Source organism: Thermithiobacillus tepidarius DSM 3134 (assembly GCF_000423825.1).
Taxonomy (GTDB): domain Bacteria; phylum Pseudomonadota; class Gammaproteobacteria; order Acidithiobacillales; family Thermithiobacillaceae; genus Thermithiobacillus; species Thermithiobacillus tepidarius.
Genome location: NZ_AUIS01000005.1, coordinates 154,197 through 171,953 on the forward strand (window position 1 = coordinate 154,197; position 17,757 = coordinate 171,953).

At 67.2% G+C, this 17,757-nt stretch carries 20 protein-coding genes and 1 tRNA gene; 14 read left to right on the forward strand and 7 right to left on the reverse strand.

Annotation, left to right across the window (positions count from 1 at the left end):
* Nucleotides 1–12: 12 nt before the first annotated feature.
* Nucleotides 13–1,119, reverse strand: a complete 1,107-nt coding sequence (locus tag G579_RS0103385; RefSeq protein WP_028989052.1) for a CgeB family protein — start codon at nucleotides 1,117–1,119, stop codon at nucleotides 13–15.
* 55 nt (nucleotides 1,120–1,174) lie between these two features.
* Entirely contained in the window at nucleotides 1,175–2,524 is a 1,350-nt protein-coding gene (locus G579_RS0103390; RefSeq protein ID WP_028989053.1) for an inositol-3-phosphate synthase, read from the reverse strand.
* Nucleotides 2,525–2,892: 368 nt separating this feature from the next.
* Between G579_RS0103390 and G579_RS0103395 the strand changes: the two genes are divergently transcribed.
* The 9 genes from G579_RS0103395 (at nucleotide 2,893) to G579_RS0103435 (ending at nucleotide 10,333) form a co-directional block, all read left to right on the forward strand.
* Nucleotides 2,893–3,981, forward strand: a complete 1,089-nt coding sequence (locus G579_RS0103395) for a CgeB family protein (RefSeq protein ID WP_211218642.1) — start codon at nucleotides 2,893–2,895, stop codon at nucleotides 3,979–3,981.
* Nucleotides 3,982–3,995: 14 nt separating this feature from the next.
* On the forward strand, nucleotides 3,996–5,450 hold the full coding sequence (locus tag G579_RS15635; RefSeq protein WP_038017864.1) for a sensor histidine kinase: 1,455 nt from the start codon (nucleotides 3,996–3,998) through the stop codon (nucleotides 5,448–5,450).
* Nucleotides 5,447–6,085, forward strand: a complete 639-nt coding sequence (locus G579_RS0103405; RefSeq protein ID WP_028989055.1) for a hypothetical protein — start codon at nucleotides 5,447–5,449, stop codon at nucleotides 6,083–6,085. The genes G579_RS15635 and G579_RS0103405 overlap by 4 nt, the downstream gene beginning before the upstream one ends.
* Entirely contained in the window at nucleotides 6,082–6,468 is a 387-nt protein-coding gene (locus G579_RS0103410) for a response regulator (protein WP_028989056.1), read from the forward strand. The genes G579_RS0103405 and G579_RS0103410 overlap by 4 nt, the downstream gene beginning before the upstream one ends.
* A gap of 237 nt (nucleotides 6,469–6,705) precedes the next feature.
* The gene (locus G579_RS15640) at nucleotides 6,706–7,146 is read left to right on the forward strand and encodes a rhodanese-like domain-containing protein (protein WP_051180793.1); all 441 of its coding nucleotides are present in this window, start codon (nucleotides 6,706–6,708) and stop codon (nucleotides 7,144–7,146) included.
* A 345-nt stretch (nucleotides 7,147–7,491) separates the two neighbouring features.
* The gene (gene leuC, locus G579_RS15645) at nucleotides 7,492–8,934 is read left to right on the forward strand and encodes a 3-isopropylmalate dehydratase large subunit (RefSeq protein ID WP_051180794.1); all 1,443 of its coding nucleotides are present in this window, start codon (nucleotides 7,492–7,494) and stop codon (nucleotides 8,932–8,934) included.
* 123 nt (nucleotides 8,935–9,057) lie between these two features.
* Nucleotides 9,058–9,705 carry a 3-isopropylmalate dehydratase small subunit gene (leuD, locus tag G579_RS0103425; protein ID WP_028989057.1) on the forward strand — a complete coding sequence of 216 codons (648 nt, stop codon included), beginning with the start codon at nucleotides 9,058–9,060 and terminating at the stop codon, nucleotides 9,703–9,705.
* Between the two features lie 106 nt (nucleotides 9,706–9,811).
* Complete coding sequence (locus tag G579_RS18960; RefSeq protein WP_155989728.1) at nucleotides 9,812–9,949, forward strand: hypothetical protein; 138 nt, start codon at nucleotides 9,812–9,814, stop codon at nucleotides 9,947–9,949.
* A 57-nt stretch (nucleotides 9,950–10,006) separates the two neighbouring features.
* Complete coding sequence (locus tag G579_RS0103435; RefSeq protein WP_038017870.1) at nucleotides 10,007–10,333, forward strand: hypothetical protein; 327 nt, start codon at nucleotides 10,007–10,009, stop codon at nucleotides 10,331–10,333.
* A gap of 12 nt (nucleotides 10,334–10,345) precedes the next feature.
* On the opposite strand, the gene G579_RS18965 is transcribed toward G579_RS0103435, so the two are convergent.
* Complete coding sequence (locus G579_RS18965) at nucleotides 10,346–10,519, reverse strand: hypothetical protein (protein ID WP_155989729.1); 174 nt, start codon at nucleotides 10,517–10,519, stop codon at nucleotides 10,346–10,348.
* A 337-nt stretch (nucleotides 10,520–10,856) separates the two neighbouring features.
* Between G579_RS18965 and G579_RS0103445 the strand changes: the two genes are divergently transcribed.
* The gene (locus tag G579_RS0103445; RefSeq protein WP_028989059.1) at nucleotides 10,857–11,336 is read left to right on the forward strand and encodes a BON domain-containing protein; all 480 of its coding nucleotides are present in this window, start codon (nucleotides 10,857–10,859) and stop codon (nucleotides 11,334–11,336) included.
* A gap of 185 nt (nucleotides 11,337–11,521) precedes the next feature.
* Here G579_RS0103445 and G579_RS0103450 read toward each other — a convergent pair whose 3' ends face one another.
* From G579_RS0103450 to G579_RS15650, 3 genes are all read right to left on the reverse strand, one after another.
* Nucleotides 11,522–11,788: a hypothetical protein gene (locus G579_RS0103450; RefSeq protein WP_028989060.1), complete on the reverse strand. Its 267-nt coding sequence runs from the start codon at nucleotides 11,786–11,788 to the stop codon at nucleotides 11,522–11,524.
* A 744-nt stretch (nucleotides 11,789–12,532) separates the two neighbouring features.
* Nucleotides 12,533–13,198, reverse strand: coding sequence for a ribose-5-phosphate isomerase RpiA (rpiA, locus tag G579_RS0103455; protein ID WP_028989061.1), 666 nt, complete (start codon nucleotides 13,196–13,198; stop codon nucleotides 12,533–12,535).
* Nucleotides 13,199–13,328: 130 nt separating this feature from the next.
* Nucleotides 13,329–14,075 (reverse strand): type 1 glutamine amidotransferase domain-containing protein, encoded by a 747-nt coding sequence (locus G579_RS15650; RefSeq protein WP_051180795.1) that lies wholly within the window; start codon nucleotides 14,073–14,075, stop codon nucleotides 13,329–13,331.
* Nucleotides 14,076–14,137: 62 nt separating this feature from the next.
* Here G579_RS15650 and G579_RS18525 point away from each other — a divergent pair, with 62 nt between their 5' ends.
* From G579_RS18525 to G579_RS18085, 3 genes are all read left to right on the forward strand, one after another.
* Nucleotides 14,138–14,884, forward strand: a complete 747-nt coding sequence (locus G579_RS18525; RefSeq protein ID WP_081662560.1) for a pseudouridine synthase — start codon at nucleotides 14,138–14,140, stop codon at nucleotides 14,882–14,884.
* Nucleotides 14,853–15,122: a TraR/DksA family transcriptional regulator gene (locus tag G579_RS18080; protein WP_162142966.1), complete on the forward strand. Its 270-nt coding sequence runs from the start codon at nucleotides 14,853–14,855 to the stop codon at nucleotides 15,120–15,122. Before G579_RS18525 ends, G579_RS18080 begins: the two co-directional genes overlap by 32 nt.
* A 273-nt stretch (nucleotides 15,123–15,395) precedes the next feature.
* A complete protein-coding gene (locus G579_RS18085) occupies nucleotides 15,396–17,306 on the forward strand; it encodes an MHYT domain-containing protein (RefSeq protein WP_051180797.1) in 1,911 nt (636 codons plus the stop codon).
* Between the two features lie 74 nt (nucleotides 17,307–17,380).
* On the opposite strand, the gene G579_RS0103480 is transcribed toward G579_RS18085, so the two are convergent.
* Nucleotides 17,381–17,454, reverse strand: a tRNA-Gly gene (locus G579_RS0103480).
* Between the two features lie 93 nt (nucleotides 17,455–17,547).
* Here G579_RS0103480 and thiS point away from each other — a divergent pair.
* Nucleotides 17,548–17,751 (forward strand): sulfur carrier protein ThiS, encoded by a 204-nt coding sequence (gene thiS, locus G579_RS0103485; protein ID WP_028989063.1) that lies wholly within the window; start codon nucleotides 17,548–17,550, stop codon nucleotides 17,749–17,751.
* Nucleotides 17,752–17,757: the final 6 nt, after the last annotated feature.

The window sequence follows — 17,757 nt, forward strand, 5'->3', positions numbered from 1 at the left end:
TCCTTTTGCGGGTTAGGAAGAAATCGCGCTGGGTGCCGCTGCTTCCGTTGCTTCGCACAGGGCCGTCAGTTCGCGCGCCCGGTTGGCGCCGGTATGCTCGGCCAGGGTGCGCTCGCGGGCGGCGCCGGCCACCCGTGCCAGCTCGGCGTCGCTCAGACCCAGGATGGCATCGGCCTCCTCGGCGCTGCGCGCCACCAGGATCTCCTCGCCCGGCGCGAAGAATTGCTCCATGCCCGGCCACGGATCCGACAGGATGGGCGTGCCGCAACTGGCGGCCTCGAAGAGGCGCGGCGAGGGCGAGTAGCCCACTTCGGCCATGGCGGCGCGGGTGACGTTCAAGGTCAGGCGGCTGGCGCAGTAGAAGCCCGCGTGCTCGGCGGGGTCGAGATGCCAGCGCATCCACACGTTGGCCGGCCAGTCGATGCCCCAGGGGTACATGGAGCCGACCACGAAGAAACGCTCGTCCGGGCGTCGCCGGGCGGGCTCGATGAGCAGCCGTTCCAAGGCCGGCTGGCGGTCCGGCGCATAGGTGCCGAGATAGCCCAGGGTGCAGCGCAGCTCATCGGGCGCGGCCACCGGCGCATGCAGCTCGGGGTCCACGGAACAGTACAGCGGCGCGGCGCGGCGCGCCCCCCAGCGCGTACTGATCTCCTCCAGCATCGGCCCGCCGGTGAAGGACAGGTAAAGGTCGAATTCGGGAATCAGCGCCGGAGTGAGGTAGTGCACCCCGTCGGCGACGGCGACCCCGTGTTCGCGCAGGGCGGCCAGGGTGACCGGCGTGTCCAGGTCGTAGAAGACGCGCAGGAGACGCGCGCTGTCGAGCACCAGTCGGCAGGCCGCCAAGCCGTCGGCGCAGTAGGAGGTGACCAGGGCCACGTCGGCGCCCCGCAGCGCGGCGCGCGCGCGCGGCAGCACGGTTTCCCAGTCCGGGTAGAGCACCAGGTCGCAGAACGGCGGATCGGGCAGGTCGCGCTTCTCGGCGTAATAGGGCACGTCGCGCTCGAAGAAGGTGACCTGATGGCCGTCGCGATGCAAGGCCTTGAGCAAGCCGCGCCAGGTGGTGGCGTGACCGTTGGCCCAGGCCGACGAGACGGTCAGGCCGAAAATCACCAGCTTCATGCCGCACTCCTCGTGTCATGGCAGACGCCGCCGCGGCGGCTCGTGCCGGGGACGTTCAGACGCCGGCGGTCTTCGTGCTTTCGTAGGGCGAGGCCTGCGGATAATCCAGCAGGGCGCTCGCGGACAGGCTGCGCAGCCGCTCCATGAGCCGTTCGTGCTGCACGAAGAGGTCATGCTCGGCCGGTACGCCCGCGTCGGTCATCGGCGATTTGAAGTAGAAGGACAACCAGTCCTGGATGCCGCCCAGGCCGGCGCGCTGCGCCAGATCCAGCAGCAGGATGAGATCCAGCGCCACTGGGGCGGCCAGGATCGAGTCCTTGCACAGGAAGTCCACCTTGATCTGCATGCTCTGTCCGAGCCAGCCGAAGATGTCGATGTTGTCCCAGCCCTCCTTGGCATCGCCGCGCGGCGGGTAGTACTCGATCCGGACCTTGTGATAGTAGTTGCCGTACAGGTCGGGATAGCGCGCCGGTTGCAAGATGCCATCGAGCACGGAGCTCTTGCTCAGCTCCTTGGTGCGGAAGGAACCCGGGTCGTCCAGCACCTCGCCGTCGCGGTTGCCGAGAATGTTGGAGGAAAACCAGCCGTTCAGGCCCAGCATGCGCGCCTTCAGGCCGGGGGCCAGGATGGTCTTCATCAGCGTCTGCCCTGTCTTCAGGTCCTTGCCGGCGATCGCCACCCCGCGCCGTTCCGCCAGCGCCATCAGCGCCGGCACGTCCACCGCCAGGTTGGGGGCGCCGTTGCCGAAGGGGATGCCCTGCATCAGAGCGGCGTAGGCGTAGATCATGGACGGTGAGATTTCCGGGGCGTTCCGCTTCAGGCCTTCCTCGAAGGCCTCCAGCGTCTCGTGCACCGGGCTAGGCTGCAGGTAGGTCTCCGTGGAGCCGCACCAGAGCATCACCGCGCGTTGCAGTCCGTGCTCGCCCAGGAAGCCTTCCGTGTCCCGCATCAGCGCCTCGGCCAAGTGCATCTTGCTCGGCCCGGTCTTCACGTGGGTGCCGTGCAGGTTGCGTACGTAGGTCTGGTCGAAGACCCCCGGCCAGGGCCGCAGGCGCTCCATCTCCTTGCGTACCGGCGCCAGCATCTCGCGCGACAGCACGCCGGCGGCGCAGGCGGTCTGGTAGGCGTTGTCCGGGAAGATGTCCCAGCCGCCGAAGACCAGGTCGTCCAAGGCGGCCAGCGGCACCAGTTCCCTGATCGGCACGGCGGTTCCGTCGTCCCGCTCGATCTCCTGCATCTGCGTCAGCGAGCCGTAGGGCTTGGCGAAGCGCTTGTTGATGAGATGGACGCCGGCGACGAGCGTGGTCGCCACCGCGCCCATGCCGGGCAGCAGGACGCCCAGCGGGCCCTGGGCGGGCGCGATGACGCGGGTCGGGTGCGGTTCAAACGAGCGCAGCTCGTTCATGGACAACCTCCCTGAGCAGTGCCGTGCCGGCGGATTTCTGGCTGTGTCTTGATGCGGCCGCGCAGCGCCTGGCTGCCGGGCGGAGGGCGGAAGCGCGCGGCTGCAGTGCTTTTGCCGGTACAGGAAAGTACGTTTCGTGGCGACTATTCTGCTTTGCCCGGCCTAATCTCTGAATCAGACGAAGGTAGGGAAGCCCGGCCGAGCCTGGTCGGCCGTTTCCAAAAGCGGCTCCGCTGCGCTACCCTGACAGACAGATAGCGTCCGATTCGCTACAATCCGGAGCCAACCACCCCAAAGCGAGGAGAATACCGGGTGCCCGCCACGCTGAGATCTGCCGTCCCCTTGCCCCAGGCCGTCGGGGAGGCTCTGTGAATCCCGCATCGCTGCGCATCGTCATTCTGGGTCTGTCCATCACCTCGTCCTGGGGCAACGGCCACGCCACCACCTACCGCGGGCTGGTGCGCGAGCTGGTCGGGCGCGGTCACCAGGTGCTCTTCCTGGAGCGCGACGTGCCCTGGTACGCGGCCAACCGCGATCTGCCCCGGCCCCCCTATGGCCGCACCGAGCTGTATCCCGACCTGGCCACGCTGAAGGCGCGCTTCGCCGACGAGGTGCGCGAGGCCGATCTGGTGATCGTGGGTTCCTACGTGCCGGAGGGCGTGGCGGTGGGCGAATGGGTCACGGCCACGGCCCGCGGCGCCACCGCCTTCTACGACATCGACACGCCCGTGACCCTGGCCAAGCTGGCCCAGGGCGATGAGGAGTACCTGAGCCCGGCCCTGATCGCCCGCTACCAGCTCTATCTGTCCTTCACCGGCGGGCCCATCCTGGAGCACATCGAAACGACCTACGGCGCGTCCATGGCCCGGCCCCTGTACTGCTCCGTCGACCCGGCGCTCTATTACCCGGAGGCGGTCGCCCACGACTGGGATCTCGGCTACATGGGCACCTACAGCGCCGACCGCCAGCCGCCGCTCGACCGCTTGCTGGTCGAGCCGGCGCGACGCTGGCCCGCCGGCCGCTTCGTGGTGGCCGGCCCGCAGTATCCCGCCGACATCCTCTGGCCGGCCAACGTGCAGCGCATCGAGCACCTGCCGCCCAGCCGTCACCGCGCCTTCTACAACGCCCAGCGCTTCACCCTGAACATCACGCGGGCGGACATGGTGCGGGTGGGCTACTCGCCCAGCGTGCGCCTTTTCGAGGCGGCGGCCTGCGCCGTGCCCATCATCAGCGATTACTGGGAAGGGCTCGACACCTTCTTCGCCTTCGACCGCGAGATCCTCATCGCCCGCGCCCCCGAGGACACCCTGGGCTATCTGCGCGAAGTGCCCGAGGCGGAACGCCTGGCCATCGGCCGGCGCGCCCGCGAGCGCGTGCTGGCCGGCCACACCGCCGCCCATCGCGCCGCCGAGCTGGAGGGCTACGCGCAAGAGCTGCTGGGCCGGCAGTGCGCATGACCTGAAGCACCCGCATGACCTTCTATCGTCCCAAGTCCCTGCTCAGGCTCACCCTGGTGGGCTTTTCGCTGGTGTCGCTGCCGCTGATCCTGGCCCTGGTTACGGCGCTGGTCTACGTGGACCGGCTGGCGGGCCAGAGCCAGCGCGCCGTCTACCAGGCGGTGCAGGCCATCCGCAACAGCCAGGTGGTCGGGGAGCAGGTCAGGACCATGGAGCGTTCGGCCCGCCAGTATCTGGTGCTGGGTGATCCCAGCTTCCTGGACAACTTCCTGGACGCCCACGCCCAGTTCCAGCAGACCGTGCTGCGCTTGGACGAGCTGCCGCTGGAGGAGTCGCAACGCAGCCAGCTGCAGAATCTGGTCGAAGTGGAGCGGCGCATTCACGAAACCTTGCGGAGCAACCCGCCGGACGCGGAGATCAGCGCGGCCGTGGTCCAGGACTTCGCGCTGCTGAACGAGCAGGCGCGGGCCATCCTGGCCGAGAGCAACCGCCTCATCGACCGCGAGGTGGACGCGATGCAAAGCTCCGCCCTGCGCGCCCAGCAGGTCCTGGTCTGGCAGGCGCTGGCGCTGATTCCGGGCACGCTGATCTTCGTCGGGCTGTTCACCGTCCTGATCACCCGCCCCATCCGCCAGATCGACAAGGCCATCCATCAGCTCGGCGACGGCCGCTTCGCCGACGAGATCGACATCAGCGGGCCGGAGGACTTGCGCAGCGTCGGCAAGCGGCTGGACTGGCTGCGCCGCCGCCTGCTGGATCTGGAGGAGGAAAAGAACAAGTTCCTGCGCCATGTCTCCCACGAGCTCAAGACGCCGCTGACCGCCCTGCGCGAAGGCACCGATCTGCTGGCGGAGGAGGTGGTCGGCCCGCTCAACGGCGAGCAGCGCGAGGTGGCCGGCATCCTGCAGCAGAATTGCCTTTATCTGCAGAAGCTCATCGAGGACCTCTTGAACTTCAGCGTGGCCCAGGCCCGCAGCGCCACCCTGGAGCTGCGCCCGGTGCACCTGAAGGCGCTCATCACCGCGGTGGCCGAGACGCACCGGCTGGCCGCCAAGGCCAAGCAGTTGCAGCTGGGGCTGGAGCTGGACGACATCAGCCTGGTGGGGGATCAGGACAAGCTGCGCACGGTCGTGGACAATCTCGTATCCAACGCGGTGAAATACTGTCCCCCGCGTGGCCGGGTGGAAATCTACCTACGCGCGGAGCTGGGCTTCGCCATCATCGACGTGATCGACACCGGACCGGGCATCGCGGCCACGGACAAGGACAAGCTCTTCGATGCCTTCTATCAGGGCCAGGCCGTGGCCGAGGGCCCGGTGCAGGGCACCGGCATCGGCTTGTCCATCGCCAAGGAGTTCGTGCTGGCGCACCACGGCCGGATCGAGATCATTGAAAGCACCCCCGTCGGGGCCCATTTCCGGGTGACCCTGCCCTTGCATCAAGAGCCCGTCGAGAAGGAAACACTATGAAGGCCCGTTTCAGGCACGCTTGGCGCGCATTGCCCCTGTTGGCTGCCGCCCTGCTGGGCGGCTGCGCCGGCCTGCAGCCGGCGCCCTCGGTCCAGCAGCGCATTTTCGAGCAAAACAAGGACCCCGCCACATATTTGGACTATTTTAATCGTATCAGGACCCTGTCGCCCGAAGAGCTGAAGCTCGAGTACGTGCTGGCCGAAAGCAGCTTCCTGAAGACCGGCTCCACGGCCGACCGCTTGCGCCTGGTCTTGGTGCTGATGCTGCCCGGCACCCCGTTCCAGGACAGCGATCGCGCTGCCGCCCTGCTGAACGGCGCCTTCCTGCCGGAAGCGACCCAGAGCCGGGAGTTGGCCAACTTCGTGAAATTTCTGGAGACCGTGACCGCCGAGGCGAGCCGGCAGGAAAAACGGATCAGCGGCCTGCGCGCGGAGAACAGGCGCCTGGCCGAGCGGGTTGAAGCCCTGAACAGCGATCGCGCGGCGGAGAAGAAGAAACAGGAGGAACGCTATGACGCGCTGGAGCAGAAGCTGAAGCTGGAGCAGAAACGGGCGGAAAACGCGGAAAAGCAACTGGAAGCCCTGAAGAACATCGAGAAAAGCCTTATCCAAAGACGGGTGGCCCCGCGACGATGAATGAAAAGACCATTTTGCTGGTAGACGACGATCCCGACTTGCTCCGCCTCCTGTCCCTGCGGCTCGGTGCCGCCGGTTACACCGTGGTGGTGGCCGACAGCGGCGAGGAGGCCCTGGCCCGCCTGCCCTCCGTCCGTCCCCAGCTCGTCATTACCGACCTGCGCATGGGCGGCATGGACGGCTTGGCCCTCTTCGATGCCATCCATCGCCAGCATCCCTCCCTGCCGGTGATCCTGCTGACCGCCCACGGCTCCATCCCCGATGCCGTCACCGCCACCAACCGCGGCGTCTTCGGTTTTCTGAGCAAACCCTTCAACGGCAAGGTGCTGCTGGCCGAAGTGGAGCGGGCGCTCACGCAGCCGGACTTGGCCCCGTTCCCCTGAGCCGCGGATGCGCGCCCGGGCGGACTGGCGCCGCCTGCCCACTGCCGCCCGCCGGGCTCCTCCTTGTCGACCGCTGACGAATCCTGTCGCGCAGGAACAACATCGCCTCCACAGAGTCTTAGTTGCCACAGGCGTGCGGCCGCCGTGCCGGCGGACCGTGATTTGCATCGTCTGGCAGCAGCGATTCGGACAACTATTAGAGCTTTGCTGAATGGTTCGCCATTCGAGGAGGAGGTGATGGATACGGCCCTGGCCCACAGCTTCAACCCGGAGCAACTGCATCTGGACCCGACCCGGGCGTGGGAGCTCCAAAACGCGGGGGCGGGCGTCATCGTCGACGTGCGCTTGCCGCAAGAGCGGGAGTGGTTCGCGCAGATTCCCGGCGCCATCACGTTGCCGCTGGACTGCCTGCAGCATCTGGCGGGCTTCGGTGAGCATCCGCTGGACAGCGGCGGCGAGCACCTGGAGCCGCAGGAGCGGCGTACCCTGCTGTCCATGCTCATGCACCATGCCAGTGCAGGCACGGCACTGCTGCTGTTCTGCGCCCGCGGCGACCGCAGCCTGGAAGCCGCCCAGATCCTGCGCGACCTGGGCTATCTCCGCGCCTACTGCGTCGCCGGGGGCCTGCACACCTGGGAGCAGCGCGGCCTGCCGTTGATTCGGCCGGGGGATGTTTAGGGGGCGGAATGGCCCGACAGGATCGCAGGTTCCGCCCCTGGCCGTAGGAGCGAGCCAGCTCGCTCCTGCATCGCTGCGCTCAGGCAGGCGCTCGCTCGTTTCCCGCGGCCGTTGCGGTGCTCGGCGGGACAACGGGGTGAAAACCGCCAACCCCAAGCCCCGCTGCCGCCATTGGCGGTAGGAGCAAGTTCGCTCGCGATCAATCATGCCAGCCGCCCGCGCATCGCGGGCCAGCCTGCTCCTGCACGCCCACGAGCCAGCGCAGCCCCAGCCGCTCATGTCCGCCCCTTTGTTCAAACCCGCCGCAAGCGTTATAATTCTTGGATTCTTCCCCCGGAGTACCCCATGCTTGGCAAGACGCTCTACGACAAGATCTGGGAGCAGCACGTGGTCGCCACCGAGGGCGACGCGACCCTGCTCTACATCGACCGCCAACTGATCCACGAGGTCACCAGCCCGCAGGCCTTCGAAGGGCTGCGCGTGGCCGGGCGCAAACCGTGGCGCGTGGACGCCAACGTCGCCGTGCCCGACCACAACGTGCCCACCATCGGCCGTGAACAGGGCATCGCCGACCCCGTGTCGCGCCTGCAGGTCGAGACCCTGGACCGCAACTGCGCCGAGTTCGGCATCGAAGAGTTCGCCATGGGCGATGTGCGCCAGGGCATCGTCCACGTCATCGCCCCGGAGCAGGGGCTCACCCTGCCGGGCATGACCGTGGTCTGCGGCGACTCCCACACCGCCACCCACGGCGCGCTGGGGGCGCTGGCCTTCGGCATCGGCACCTCCGAGGTGGAGCACGTGCTCGCCACCCAATGCCTGTGGACCCAGAAGACCAAATCCATGCGCATCCGCGTGGAGGGCGAGCTGCCCGCCGGCTGCACCGCCAAGGACATCGTGCTGGCCGTCATCGGCAAGATCGGCACCGCCGGCGGCACCGGCTACACCATCGAATTCGCCGGCCCGGCCATCGAGGCGCTCTCCATCGAGGGGCGCATGACCGTGTGCAACATGGCCATCGAGGCGGGTGCCCGCGCTGGCATGGTGGCGGTGGACGACAAGACCATCGACTACGTCAAAGGCCGGCCCTTCGCGCCCCAAGGCGCGCTGTGGGAACAGGCCGTGGCTGCCTGGCGCGAGCTGCGCAGCGATCCGGACGCCGTTTTCGACCGGGAGGTGGTGCTGGACGCCGCCGAAATCCAGCCGCAGGTCACCTGGGGCACCAGTCCGGAGATGGTGGTCGGCATCAACGACCGCGTGCCCGATCCGGCCCGGGAGCCCGATCCCGTGCGCCGGCACGCCATGGAGCAGGCCCTGGCCTACATGGGTCTGGAAGCCAACACCCCCATGACCGCCATCGCTATCGACAAGGTCTTCATCGGCTCCTGCACCAATGCCCGCATCGAGGACCTGCGCGCCGCCGCCGCCGTCGCCAAGGGCCACAAGGTGGCGCCCCACGTCAAGCAGGCGCTGGTGGTGCCCGGCTCGGGCCTGGTCAAGCGCCAAGCCGAGGCCGAGGGTCTGGACCGCATCTTCAAGGAGGCCGGCTTCGAGTGGCGCGATCCCGGCTGCTCCATGTGCCTGGCCATGAACGCCGACCGCCTGGAGCCCGGCGAGCGTTGCGCCGCCACCAGCAACCGCAACTTCGAAGGCCGCCAGGGCAAGGGCGGACGCACCCATCTGGTCAGCCCCGCCGTGGCCGCCGCCGCGGCCATTGCCGGCCATTTCGTGGATGTGCGCGCCTGGGAGCCGCTCGAAAGCCTCGAAGACGAAGAGCAACAGGCCGTATAACCCAATTCAAGATCGGCTCCGGGACCGTGGCGTGGGCGCGAGCTGGCTCGCGATCACGCCGCCCGGGGAGCGGATTGCAGGTCAAAGGCGCACGATAGCGCCCAGCGAACCCGGAGTGACAGCATGCAACCCTTTACGACCCTCACCGCCCTGGTGGTGCCCCTGGATCGTCCCAACGTGGACACGGATGCGATCATCCCCAAGCAGTTCCTGAAGACCATCCAGCGCACCGGGCTCGGGATCAACCTCTTCGACGAGTGGCGCTATCTGGATCACGGCGAGCCGGGCCAGGATCCCAAGAGTCGCCAGCCCAACCCGGATTTCGTGCTCAACCAGTCCCGCTACCAGGGCGCGCAGATCCTGCTGGCGCGCGAGAACTTCGGCTGCGGCTCCAGCCGCGAGCACGCCCCCTGGGCGCTGGCCGACTACGGCATCCGCGCCATCATCGCGCCGAGCTTCGCCGACATCTTCTACAACAACTGCTTCAAGAACGGCATCCTGCCCGTGCGCCTGCCGGCCGAGGTGGTCGACCATCTGTTCCAGGAGGTGGAGGCCAATCCCGGCTACGCGCTCACCGTCGATCTGGAGGCGCAGCAAGTGCGCACGCCCGGCGGCGGCGTCCATCCCTTCGAGATCGCGCCGCATCACCGGCACAATCTGCTGCACGGCCTGGACGACATCGGCCTCACCCTGCAGCACGCCGAGTCCATCCGCGCCTACGAGGCCCGGCGCCGCCAGGAGGCTCCCTGGCTCTTTGCCTCGCGCGCCTGAATTTGCTATTTTAAAGTTCTATCCAACTTTAGGCGGCCGCAGACGTGCCCGGATACGGCGCATCCGCGGCCGCTTGCGGACTTTTGCCAATCTTTGGGAGCAGAAAATGGCTGATCATCACGACGTCAAAGAGCCCGCCACCACCGGGCAGATCGTTCTTTCCATCCTCGGCGGCGCCTTCCCCGTGCTGCTGGCCCTGTTCCTGGTCTACGAACTGGTCGGCACCTTCGCCACCCGCTACTGATCAGATGCCGGCCTCGCGGCGCACGCCGCCGGGTCGGCGCCCTCCGCGAGGCTTGGCATGGTAGAAGACAGTTCCTTCATCGACCATAACCTCAGTTTCGACGAGGCCAATCCGCTCAATCCCGATGCCGTCGTTCTCGAAGGCGTGACCCGCAAGGGCAAGCCGTGCCGGCTCATCGACAACACGGCCAGCGCGCCCCGCGACGAGATGCAGGAGCTTCTGCAGGCCCTCATCGAACAGGACAAGTTCGGGCCCGGCGGCCTGTCCGCGGCGGGCGGCAACACTATCACCCTCGGCATGCCCGAGAGCGCCCACGTACAACTGGGCGACAAGCTCTACCGGCTCATCATCTTCGACTACGAGGCCCGGCTGGAGCCCTTCTGAGCCGCGCCGGGGTCAGTGGCTGTGGCCTGACTTGCCCTTGGTCACCGAGATGATGATCCCGATCCCCACCATGCCCACCACGATGATGCCTGTCCAGGTGGGGCTCAGCCCGGCCATGATGAGGCCGTAGCCCACCGCCGCCGTAAAGATCAGCCAACCGATCAAGATCATCGACACCCATTGCATGGCGTGCTCCTCCTCTGTTGGATAAGGGGACAAGGTTCGCTTGGCCCATCTTGAGCGCCTCTCCTACCGAACGAAAGAGCAAAAAGGTGGAGCGGAGCATGCGGGCCGTGACCGAGGCTGGGGGAGGGCGAAGCCAGCGCAAGCGGCCGCAGGCGCGGGCTTGCCTGCGATCCGATGGGGGGCGGTCCATTGCAGGGGGCGGCGGGCCTGGCCCCGCGTCTGAACTGCCGTCCCCCTGCAGACTCTAAGAGAATTGCACGATTTGAATGGACCCGCGCCAGCGGGTTGAGCGGTTTGACGTCAGCCGGAACGCAACGATCAAGACAGGAGATGAGTCATGAAAAAAACCATGGGTTTGCTGTTCAGCGCCGGCCTCGGCGCCGGCTTGATGTACCTCTTCGATCCCGAGCGCGGCCAGCAGCGCCGCGCACAGATGCGCGACAAGGCCAGCAGCGCGGCCAACAAGGCGACCGACACCGTCAACAAGTTTTCGGAAGACATGATGAACCGCACGCGCGGTCTGGGTTCGGAGCTGCGGGCCCGCATGAAGCGGGAGCCGGTCGAGGACAGCATCCTGGTCGAGCGCATTCACGCCGCCATCGGCCGCCTGACCAGCCATCCCAGCGCCATCCAGGTGGAGGTCCAGGAGGGTCAGGTCACCTTGAGCGGGCCCATTCTGGCCGACGAGGCGCAGGCGCTCATCGACCGGATCGAGAACCTGCGCGGCGTCGCCGGCGTGGTCGATCAGCTGGAGCGCCACGCGGAAGCGGGCAGCGTGCCCGGCCTGCAGGGCGAGCCCGCCGGCGGCGTGCACTAGCGGGCGGGTGCAGGCCGCGCCGGGCGAGGCTCCTGGCGCACAGCGGGGCGGCAGGAGCCGTCCCGCCATCCGCAGCCTGGCGTCAACTCCCTTCCGGCGCGGTTTGGTTTCTGCTTCGGGGAGGTCGGGCCGCTATCGGGATCTGCGGATTCCCGAGCCGCCCGTGCCCGGATTTGGCCCTTCCTCTATCCGCCGTTGTCCAGTCCCTTTTGCAGCAATTCGCCCACCAACTCGTTCAAGCCGATCCGGCGCTCCTGCGCCAAGTCCTGGAGCCGCTTCACCAATTCGCCGTTGAGCTTGACGGCGAACGGCACCAGCCCGAGCGCCCGATCGCGCTCGCGCTGCTCGCGTCGGCTGATGGCCGCGTCCTTGGGCCGCCCGGCCGTCGCCGGACCTTGCATTTGGCTTTTGATCTTCAAGCCCTTGTGTTTTTCCAGGTCGGTTCTTTTCATTCGGCAAGTCCGTTTAAAGCGAGTGTCGATGTTTGAAGCGTGTGTTGGGTTGAGCGGTGCGAAGCCCAACCTGCGGGAGGTTTATCGAGTTTGGGTGTCGGGGGGGGGTCCGACGGCAACCTGCTTTTTCTTGAGCGCACAAAGGCAGGCAAAAAGAATGCGCCCCGTTGTCCCGCCACGCGCTGCTTCCCCGCCGCCCCGGCGCGGCAAAGGACAGGAACGGCAAAACCCCGCTGCCGCCACCGGCGGTAGGAGCGGGCTTGCCCGCGATGGCTGGCCGATCGGCACAGTGGATCGCGAGCAAGCTCGCTCCTACGAGCCAGGATGCCAGTTCGCCAGGATTCGGCACGGTACCGCAACCGTCCGGCATGCCCGCTCCGGGCGGGCGCGGGCCGGGTGAGGGGGCACGGCGAACACCGATCATCGCCCTGCGGCCGTGGTGCCGCCGCCGGTCGCAGGAGCGGGCTTGCCCGCGATCATATGGTGCGGGGGAGACAAAATCCTGGGCAAGCCCGCTCCTCCCCCGCTGCGAGGCCAGGGTTCCGGGTGGATGCCAGCCGCTGTCGGCGCGTTTTCCGCCGCGAATCCGCCAATGCACCGCTTGGGCAGTGCACGCATGCCATGAATCCCTGCGCGTGGACAAGCGTTGACGGGCGCGAACCGGCTTGCGAGTGCCTTCGGGCAAGCGGCACGGCTCTTCGGATCCGGCCTGGCTGAATTACGTGCCGCTTGACCCGTTGGAGCTCAGAAATGCGGCTTATGGGTCTGCACGCCGCTGTCGCCGCCCACCAGCAGCACGTCCGCCCGGCGCTTGGCGAAGACGCCGTTGTCCAGCACGCCCGGGATGTTGTTGATCTCCTTTTCCAGGTTCACCGGGTCGGTGAAATCGAGGCCGACCACGTCCAGGATGACGTTGCCGTTGTCGGTGGTCACGCCTTGGCGCAGGGTGGGATTGCCCCCCATCTTGACCAGTTGCCGGGCCACGTAGGAGCGGGCGAAGGGGAGGACCTCGACGGGCAGGGGGAACTGGCCGAGCATGCCTTTTTCCTTGCTGTCGTCGACGATGCAGATGAACTGGCGCGAGGCGCTGGCGACGATCTTTTCGCGGGTCAGCGCCGCGCCGCCGCCCTTGATCATGCGGAAGTAGGGATCGATCTCGTCGGCGCCGTCCACGTAGACCGGGATATCACCGGTCTGGTTGAGGTCGAGCACGGTCAGGCCGGCGGCCTTGAGGCGCTGCTCGGTGGCGATGCTGGAGGCGACGTAGCCTTCCACGTCGATGCGCGACTGGCTCAGGGCATCGATGAAGAAGTTGACGGTGGACCCGGTGCCCACGCCCACGATCATGCCGGGCTTGATGTAGGCCAGCGCGGCGTGGGCAGCGGCTTTCTTTTTCTCGTTGACATCCATGGCTTGCTCCTTGGTAAGGTGATTCGTGATTCGTGATTCGTGATTCGTGATTCGTGATTCGTGATTCGTGATTCGTGATTCGTGATTCGTGAGCCGTCCGTCCGCCTTTCACGACTCACGTGTCACGGCCTCAATGGCGGCAGGCCCCGCAACCGCTCGGGCAGGCCTTCTGCAGTTCCTTGACCACGGCATAGGCCAGCGCACGGGCGGAGGCCGGGTTCTGTCCGGTGAAGAGATTGCGGTCCACCACGACCTTCTCGCCCCAGGCGGAGCCCGGCTCGGGCTGCGCGCCGGCCGCGCGCAGGGCGCTTTCCAATTCGTAGTCGAGCTTGCCGGCCAGCTCGGTCTGCGCCTCCTCGGCGTTGCTGAAGCAGGTGCTGCGATAGCCGGCGAAGAGCCAGCGGCCCTGCTCGTCGCGGGCGCCCAGCAGGGCGGCGGGACCGTGGCAGAGGGCGGCGATGGGCTTGCCGGCCCGCTGCATGCCGCGCAGGATGCGCGCCACCTGCGGGTCCTTGTCCAGATCCGCCATGGGGCCGTGGCCGCCGGGAAAGAAGACGGCGTCGTAATGCTGCAGGGCGGCGTCGTCCAGGGCCTCCAGCGCCAGCGGCGCGTCCAGCCCCTCGATCATGTCGAGCTGGTCCTTGAGGTTGGCGACCCGCCCGAGGTCGCCGCCGAACTGGGCTGGGTCCAGGCTCAGGGGGTCGGCATGGGGCGGCCGACCGCCGGGCGTGGCGATGTCCACCTGAATCCCGTTCTCGGTAAAGCTATAATAGGGCTCGACCACTTCTTCGGCCCAGTAGCCGGTCGGATGCTCGCTGCCGTCCCGGAGGCGGATGCGATCGGCGGCGCTGAGGATCATGAGTACGCGAAGCTGCATGTCTGACTCCCATCGTCCCTGCCGGGGTCGTTGCAGGGCACTACGAAAATTAGACCCATTATATGCCGCGCCTGCTCCTTCTTCACAAGCCCTATGACGTGCTGTGCCAGTTCACTGACGACGCCGGCCGGACCACGCTGGCCGATTACGTGCCCGTGCCCGGCGTGTACCCGGCCGGCCGGCTGGATCGCGACAGCGAGGGCCTGCTGCTGCTCACCGATGACGGCGCTTTGCAGGCCTTTCTGAGCAATCCGCGCTACAAGCTGCCGAAGACCTATTGGGTGCAGGTGGAGGGCGAGATCGGCGACGCGGCCCTGGCCCGGCTGGAGGCGGGCGTGCCTCTGGAAGGAAAGATGACCCGGCCGGCCCGCGCCCGGCGCCTGGAGCCGCCTGCGGTGCCGCCGCGCGACCCGCCGATCCGCTTTCGCAAAAGCGTGCCCACTTCCTGGTTGGAGCTCGTGCTGACCGAAGGCCGCAATCGCCAAGTGCGGCGCATGACCGCGGCGGTGGGCTTCCCCACGCTGCGCCTGATCCGGGTGGCCATCGGTCCTTTGGCTCTGGCCGGGCTGGCGCCGGGGGCGTACCGTGAGGCCACGGCCTCGGAATGGGCTGCTTTGAACTATAAGTCTCCTTCCTCCAATCCCAAGGGAAATGCTCGCCATGGATACGCAAACCTTGAACGAGTTCAGGGCGATTCTGGAGCAGCGACGCGCCGAACTGACGGAGGCCGTCCGCCAGCATCTGCTCAGCAGCGACTATCTCGCCGCGCCGCGCAGCATGGACGACGGCGCCCGCGATCCCGCCGATGAGTCCGTCGCGGATCTGGCCAGCGACATCACCTTGCAGCGCAGCGTGGGCGAGGGCCTGGAACTGGCCGAGGTGCAGCGCGCGCTGGATCGCATGGGCCGGGGCGAGTATGGATACTGCGTGGACTGCGGTGAGGAGATTCCCATCGAGCGCCTGCGGGTACAGCCGACGGCGGTGCGCGACGTGCGCTGTCAGACCCTTTTCGAGCAGGCCAACGAGAAGCAGACGCCCAATCTCTGATGCAGCGCTCGCCGGGGTTCCGTTGCCGGGCATTGCATTCCGCACCCGGTGAGGGTACCTTTTGCCTCCTGTATGTCGGCACCGGCGGCCAGCCGCCGGTGCCGCGTATCCGTCAACCTTTCCCGCTTTGCAGCGTTTTGATCAAATCCCTCAAGTGAACGAGCGGTGGGCCCGGGCCCAGCAAGCCCTGAGCAAGGGCATCCGCTGCCCGTTGCCGTCAGGCACGGGCGAAGCAAGCCGCTGGATGAGGTCCCCTCCGGAGGAACAACAAGAATGACCCACGCCGGCATGGCTGTGCACGTCAGTTATGATCCCACCCTGGTCATGCTTTCCATTGTGGTCGCCATCGGCGCTTCCTACACCGCGCTCGAACTCGCCGGGCGTCTCGCCGCCGTGCAGGGCCGACTGCGCCTGATATGGCTGCTGGGCGGCGCCGCGGCCATGGGCATCGGCATCTGGTCGATGCACTTCATCGGCATGATGGCGATGCAAATGCCCGTGCCCATGCGCTACGATCCCGACCTGACCATCCTGTCCATGCTCATCGCCGTCGGCGCTTCGGGCGTGGCGCTCTTCACCGCCGGCCGGCGCCTCATGGGGACGGCCCCCCTGCTGGTCGGTGGCATGTTCATGGGTGCCGGCATTGCCGCCATGCACTACATCGGCATGGCAGCCATGCGCATGCCCGTCGTGATCAGCTATCGGCCCGGTCTCTTCATTGCTTCCATTCTGATTGCCGTCAGCGCCTCCGTTGCCGCCCTGTGGCTGGCTTTCCATCTGCGCGGCGAGACGCTGGCCCGCTGGAGCTGGAAAAAGATCGGCAGTGCGGCGGGCATGGGCGTGGCCATCGCCGGCATGCACTACACGGGAATGCAGGCTGCCATCTTCACGCCGCTGGGCCGGAGCGCCAGCCAGGCACTGCCGGGCATGGGCATCGACAAGCTGGGCGCCGCGGCGCTCGGCTTCGCTTCCCTATTCGTGCTCGCCATCGCCGTCATCAGCGCGTACAAGGAATACCTACAACGCGAGCGGGAATTGAGCAAGGATCGCCTGCTGCGCGAGGCCCAGGAGTTCCGCGACCGGGTGATGCACAGCGTCACCAATGCCATCGTCGCGCTGGACCGGCAGGGTCGCTTTACCCTCGCCAACCGCCGTACCGCCGAGATGACCGGCTATGCCCCCGAGGAGCTCATCGGCCAGCCCTTCTCCCGGTTTTTCCGGTCGGACGCCCTGGCGGGCATGGAGGCGCACTTTGCCCAAATAACCAGTCAGGGCAGCGAAGTGCGCGATTACGAGACGGAGCTGCTGTGTCGGGACGGCAGCGTCCGTGCGGTCAGCATCAGCATGGCGCCCCTGCGGCAAGGCGGGCGCGTCGTGGGGGTGGTGGGCACGGCGGAGGACATCAGCGAACGCAAGCGCGCGGAAGCCGCCATCCGCCAGTTGAACGCCGAGCTGGAGCAGCGGGTGGCGGAGCGGACAGCGGAGCTGACCGCCGTCAATGCCGAGCTGATGGCCCTGAACCGCGAGCTGGAGGCCTTCAGCTACTCGGTGTCCCACGACCTGCGCGCGCCCCTGCGGGCGATCCACGGCTTTAGCCAGGTGTTGCTGGAGGACTACAACGGCAAGCTGGATTCGGACGGGCAGAAGTACCTGGAACGGGTGTTGAACGCCAGCCAGCGCATGGGCCAGCTCATCGACGACCTGCTGAGCCTGTCGCGCATCACCCGCAGCGAGATGCATCGCGAGCCGGTGAACCTGAGCATGCTGGCGCACGGGATTGCCGCGGCGCTGCAAGCGGAGCAGCCGACGCGTCGGGTGAATTTCGTCATCGAGCCGGAGGTGACGGCCCACGGCGATCCCCGCCTGCTGGAGATCCTGCTGGACAACCTGCTGGGCAACGCCTGGAAGTTCACCGGCAAGCGAAACAATGCCCGCATCGAGTTCGGCGTGCGGGAGGAGGCGGGGGAGCGGGTCTACTTCGTGCGCGACAACGGCGCCGGCTTCGACATGGCCTATGCCGACAAGCTCTTCGGCGCCTTCCAGCGCCTGCACGGCGTAACGGAGTTCGAGGGCACCGGCATCGGCCTGGCCATCGTGCAGCGCGTCATCGATCGCCACGGTGGCCGCATCTGGGCCGAGGGGGCGGTGGAACAGGGCGCTGCCTTCTACTTCACCTTGGAGTAGCCGCGGACAGCCCGCGGCGTGGCCGGAAAAGCCGCTGGGCCGCCCTTGCACAGCGGCCCTGCGGCAGCGATGAGTGGAGCGGGTGATGGGAATCGAACCCACGTCATGAGCTTGGGAAGCTCAGGTTCTACCATTGAACTACACCCGCATGGAGAAGCTGCGCTACAATGCTATTGCCGACCTCGTGGAAATTCAAGTCCGACTTCTTGACCCCGGCCCGTTTGCCGCATAGCATCACTGCATGCGAATTTTCTTAAACGGGACCGAATATCCCCTGGATCTTCCCCTGACCATCGCCGAGCTCCTCGACCGGCTGAATCTGGCCGGCAAGCGGGTGGCCGTGGAGCTGAACCTGCAGATCGTGCCGCGCAGCCAGCACGCGGACACGCGCCTGCAGGACGGCGACCGGGTGGAGATCGTGCACGCCATCGGCGGCGGCGCCTGATGCCCG

Coding starts and splice junctions, on each gene's coding strand:
- G579_RS0103385 (WP_028989052.1), bottom strand. CDS start 1,119: ATGAAGCTGGTGATTTTCGGCCTGACCGTCTCGTCGGCCTGGGCCAAC.
- G579_RS0103390 (WP_028989053.1), bottom strand. CDS start 2,524: ATGAACGAGCTGCGCTCGTTTGAACCGCACCCGACCCGCGTCATCGCG.
- G579_RS15635 (WP_038017864.1), top strand. CDS start 3,996: ATGACCTTCTATCGTCCCAAGTCCCTGCTCAGGCTCACCCTGGTGGGC.
- G579_RS0103405 (WP_028989055.1), top strand. CDS start 5,447: ATGAAGGCCCGTTTCAGGCACGCTTGGCGCGCATTGCCCCTGTTGGCT.
- G579_RS0103410 (WP_028989056.1), top strand. CDS start 6,082: ATGAATGAAAAGACCATTTTGCTGGTAGACGACGATCCCGACTTGCTC.
- G579_RS15640 (WP_051180793.1), top strand. CDS start 6,706: ATGGATACGGCCCTGGCCCACAGCTTCAACCCGGAGCAACTGCATCTG.
- leuC (WP_051180794.1), top strand. CDS start 7,492: ATGCTTGGCAAGACGCTCTACGACAAGATCTGGGAGCAGCACGTGGTC.
- leuD (WP_028989057.1), top strand. CDS start 9,058: ATGCAACCCTTTACGACCCTCACCGCCCTGGTGGTGCCCCTGGATCGT.
- G579_RS18960 (WP_155989728.1), top strand. CDS start 9,812: ATGGCTGATCATCACGACGTCAAAGAGCCCGCCACCACCGGGCAGATC.
- G579_RS0103435 (WP_038017870.1), top strand. CDS start 10,007: ATGGTAGAAGACAGTTCCTTCATCGACCATAACCTCAGTTTCGACGAG.
- G579_RS18965 (WP_155989729.1), bottom strand. CDS start 10,519: ATGCAATGGGTGTCGATGATCTTGATCGGTTGGCTGATCTTTACGGCG.
- G579_RS0103445 (WP_028989059.1), top strand. CDS start 10,857: ATGAAAAAAACCATGGGTTTGCTGTTCAGCGCCGGCCTCGGCGCCGGC.
- G579_RS0103450 (WP_028989060.1), bottom strand. CDS start 11,788: ATGAAAAGAACCGACCTGGAAAAACACAAGGGCTTGAAGATCAAAAGC.
- rpiA (WP_028989061.1), bottom strand. CDS start 13,198: ATGGATGTCAACGAGAAAAAGAAAGCCGCTGCCCACGCCGCGCTGGCC.
- G579_RS15650 (WP_051180795.1), bottom strand. CDS start 14,075: ATGCAGCTTCGCGTACTCATGATCCTCAGCGCCGCCGATCGCATCCGC.
- G579_RS18525 (WP_081662560.1), top strand. CDS start 14,138: ATGCCGCGCCTGCTCCTTCTTCACAAGCCCTATGACGTGCTGTGCCAG.
- G579_RS18080 (WP_162142966.1), top strand. CDS start 14,853: ATGGACGACGGCGCCCGCGATCCCGCCGATGAGTCCGTCGCGGATCTG.
- G579_RS18085 (WP_051180797.1), top strand. CDS start 15,396: ATGACCCACGCCGGCATGGCTGTGCACGTCAGTTATGATCCCACCCTG.
- thiS (WP_028989063.1), top strand. CDS start 17,548: ATGCGAATTTTCTTAAACGGGACCGAATATCCCCTGGATCTTCCCCTG.